This window comes from Actinosynnema sp., assembly GCF_052038725.1.
Genome location: NZ_JBQGCX010000204.1, coordinates 1 through 3729, shown reverse-complemented (window position 1 = coordinate 3729; position 3729 = coordinate 1). Strand labels below are relative to the sequence as shown.

The following is a 3729-nucleotide window of genomic DNA, read 5'->3' as shown; positions in this document are numbered from 1 at the left end:
TTCCTTGTGCCTGCGCTGTACCCGTCAGTAACGTCGCTCGGACGATTCAGCCACGGGATTGCCCCGAGAGTTCCGGGAGAAACGCCCATGCGGAGCAGGCAGCGCTTGGCGGGATTGCTCTTCGCGGTGCTGCTGCTCGGGACCTGCGCGCTTTCCACCGCCGTTTACCTGGGCGCCTTCCGGGGAGAGGCCCCGGTGCTGCTGCGCACCGACCGGGTCGGCAACCAGCTCCAGGTGGGCTCCGAGGTGAAGCTGCTCGGCGTGCCGATCGGGCGGGTGCGCGCGGTGCGGGCCACCGGGGACGGGGCCGAGATCGAGCTGGGGATCGACCCCGAGCAGGTCGGGCTGGTTCCGGGGAACACCACGGCGCGGCTGCTGCCGAAGACGCTGTTCGGCGAGCGGTACGTGAGCCTGGAGGCGCCCGCCCGGCCGAGCGGGGCGCTGGCGGCCGGGGACGTCATCGACCAGGACCGCAGCGGCGCGGCCGGGGAGCTGGAGCGGGTGCTTGCGGACCTGATGCCCACGTTGCAGGCGGTGCGGCCGGACAAGCTGTCGACCGCGCTCACCTCGATCGCCACAGCGCTGCGGGGGAGGGGGGAGGACCTCGGGGACACCGTGGTGGAACTGGACGAGCACCTGCGGGCGTTCGCCCCGGACCTGCCCGCGCTCACCGAGGACCTGGGCAAGCTCGCCGGGGTGGCCGAGGTGTACGCGGGGGCGGGGGACGACCTGGTGTCCGCGCTGGCCGACGCCACCACGACCAGCCGCACCCTCGCCCGCCAGCGCGCGGACCTGGCGGCGCTGCACCGGAACCTGACCACGGCGGCCGACGACCTCACCGGGTTCGTCTCCGCCAACTCCGGCAACCTGGTGGCGCTCGCGGGCAGCGCCCGGCCCAGCCTGGAGCTGTTCGCCGAGCACGCCCCGAGCTACCGCTGCGTCCTGCGGGCCGTGGACCGGCTCCGGCCCGCCGTGGACCAGGCCCTCGGCGAGGGCGGCGACCAGCCCGGCCTGCACGGGGAGCTGGTGGTGGTGCCGGGACGGGCGGGGCGCGAGCCGGGGCGGCGCGCGCCGGGGCACCCCTGCCCGCAGGGGCCCGCGAACCCGGTCGCGCCCGGCGACGTGCCGGGCTGGGCGGGGCTGCTGCTCGGCACGGGGGCGCGCTGATGCGCGGCGGGACGGGCGGGCTGGCCGGGCCGCTGGTCAAGTTCGGGGTGTTCGTCGTCGTCACCGTCGCGGCCACCGCGTTCCTCGCCGCCACCATCACCGGCGTCGACCTCGGGCCGGGAACCGGCTACACCGCCCGCTTCACCGACGTCACCGCGCTCGCCGAGGGCGACGAGGTGCGCATGTCCGGGGTGCGGATCGGGCAGGTCGAGTCGATGGCGCTGGTGGACGACGGGCTGGTCGACGTCCGCTTCTCGGTCGAGCGCGGGCGATCGCTGTCCGCCGAGGTCACCGCCGCTGTCAAGTACCGCAACCTGGTCGGCCAGCGCTACGTCTCGCTCGACCAGCCCGCCGGGCGGATCGGTGAGCGGCTGCCCGAGGGCGGGCTCATCCCCGTCGAGCGCACCGCGCCCGCGCTCGACCTCACCGCGCTGTTCAACGGGTTCCGCCCGCTGTTCCAGGCGCTGGACCCCGAGGACGTCAACCGGCTGTCGCTGCAGGTCGTCCAAGTCCTGCAGGGCGAGGGCGGCACGGTCGAGAGCCTGCTCGCGCACACCGCCTCCCTCACCTCCGCGCTCGCCGCCAAGGACCGGGTGATCGGCGAGGTGGTGGACAACCTCAACACCGTGCTCCAGGCGGTGAACTCGCGCGGCGACAAGTTCTCCTCGCTCATCGCCGCCCTGCGCGCCCTGGTGTCCGGGTTCGCCGCCGACCGGGACAGCGTCGGCTCCGCCATCGGCGGCATCGGCGCGCTCACCGACAGCACCGCCCGCCTGCTGGAGCAGGGCAGGCAACCCCTCAAGGACGACGTCGACCGGCTCGGACTGCTCGCGGGGAACCTCGCCGACGCGCCCGAGCTGGAGTCCTTCGTGCGCACCCTGCCGGTGAAGTTCGAGGCCATCGGGCGCACCGCCTCCTACGGCTCGTGGCTCAACTTCTACCTGTGCCTGGCGAAGTCCGACGCGCCGCCCGCGCCGGGCGGCGGCGACGTCGGCATCCCCCTCACCGAAGCGAGGTGCCGCCGATGACCCGCAGACCGGCGCTGATCGGGGCCTTCGGGCTCGTCGCGCTCGCCGTCGCGCTCGCGCTCGCGCTCGGGCTGGACGCCGTCCCGCTCACCTCCGGCACCCGCTACCGCGCCGAGTTCGCCGAGGCCGCCGGGCTCGAACCCGACGACGAGGTCCGGGTGTCCGGCATGAAGGTCGGCGAGGTGTCCCGCGTCGAGCTGCGCGGCGACCGGGTGCTCGTGGAGTTCCGGGTGCGCGGGCTGGCGCTCGGCGACCGCAGCACCGCCGACATCCGCATCAAGACGCTGCTGGGGCAGAAGTTCCTGGCACTGGGCAGCGCGGGGCGCGACCCGCTCGACCCGGCCACGCCCATCCCGCTGGAGCGCACCACCTCGCCCTACGACGTGGTCGACGCGTTCAACGGGCTCGCGGGCACCCTCGGCGACCTGGACGCCGAGCAGCTCGCGGAGAGCTTCCGGGTCCTGTCCGACTCCTTCCGCGACACCCCCGAGCACGTCCGGGGCGCGCTGGACGGCCTGACCTCGTTGTCCCGCACCATCTCCACCCGCGACCAGGAGCTGCGCACCCTGCTCGACGGGACCGAGCAGGTGAGCGGGGCGCTCGCCGAGCGGGCCGACGACGTCACCGCGATCGTCGAGGACGGCAACCGGCTGCTCGCCGAGATCAACCGGCGGCGCGCCGCCATCAGCGGCCTGCTGGACGGGGCCCGCGAGCTCTCCCGCCAGCTGAGCGGACTGGTGGCGGACAACGACGCGCGGCTGCGGCCCGCGCTGGAGCAGGTCGAGCGGGTCACCGACCTGCTGCGCCGCGAGCAGGCCGCGTTCGAGCGCGGGCTCTCCCTGGCCGGGCCGTACTACCGGCTGCTCTCCGACGCCACCGGCACCGGGCCGTGGGTCGACACCTACGTGTGCGGCCTGGTCGTCACCACCGAGCGGCGCGACTGCCCCACCGGGGGGCGCTGATGTTCCGGAGCGTGGCGCAGCGGCGGCGGTACGCGCTCCTCGCGCGGGTGATGGTCCTGGTGCTGCTGGCGGCGACGGCCGTGTGGTGGGTCTTCCTGCAACCGCAGGGAATCCGGTTCACCGCGCGCTTCGCGTCCGCCGTCGGCGTGTACCCGGAGTCGGACGTGCGGGTGCTCGGCGTGCGGGTCGGGCGGGTGCTGTCCGTCGTGCCGGAGCGGGACTCGGTGCGCGTGGAGGTCGAGCTGGACCACGGGGTGCGGGTGCCCGCCGACGTCCGGGCCGCCGTGGTCGCGCCGTCCGTCGTCGCCGACCGGTACCTCCAGCTCACCCCCGCCCACACCGGCGGCGAGCCGCTGGCCGCCGGTGCGGTGGTGCCGCTGGAGCGCACCGCCGCGAGCATCGAGCTGGACCAGCTGTACGGCAGCCTGGAGCGGCTGCTCGACGCGCTCGGACCGGACGGCGCCAACCGAGGGGGCGCGCTGTCCGACCTGCTCGGCACCGGCGCGTCCGCGCTCGACGGGAACGGCGCCAGGCTCGGGGAGGCGGTGCGGGAGCTGGCGTCCGCGACGCGC

Annotated in this window: 4 protein-coding genes; all 4 read left to right on the top strand. The window is 75.0% G+C overall.

Features of this window, described 5'->3' with window-relative positions:
- Window positions 1-105 precede the first annotated feature (105 nt).
- Entirely contained in the window at window positions 106-1167 is a 1062-nt protein-coding gene (locus ACTUAL_RS03790; protein WP_440899279.1) for an MCE family protein, read from the top strand.
- A complete protein-coding gene (locus ACTUAL_RS03785) occupies window positions 1167-2195 on the top strand; it encodes an MCE family protein (protein ID WP_440899278.1) in 1029 nt (342 codons plus the stop codon). The genes ACTUAL_RS03790 and ACTUAL_RS03785 overlap by 1 nt, the downstream gene beginning before the upstream one ends.
- Window positions 2192-3157 carry an MCE family protein gene (locus ACTUAL_RS03780; protein ID WP_440899277.1) on the top strand — a complete coding sequence of 322 codons (966 nt, stop codon included), beginning with the start codon at window positions 2192-2194 and terminating at the stop codon, window positions 3155-3157. The genes ACTUAL_RS03785 and ACTUAL_RS03780 overlap by 4 nt, the downstream gene beginning before the upstream one ends.
- Window positions 3157-3729, top strand: a 573-nt coding sequence (locus ACTUAL_RS03775; RefSeq protein WP_440899276.1) for an MlaD family protein, incomplete at its 3' end; no start/stop codon positions are given. The genes ACTUAL_RS03780 and ACTUAL_RS03775, both read left to right, overlap by 1 nt.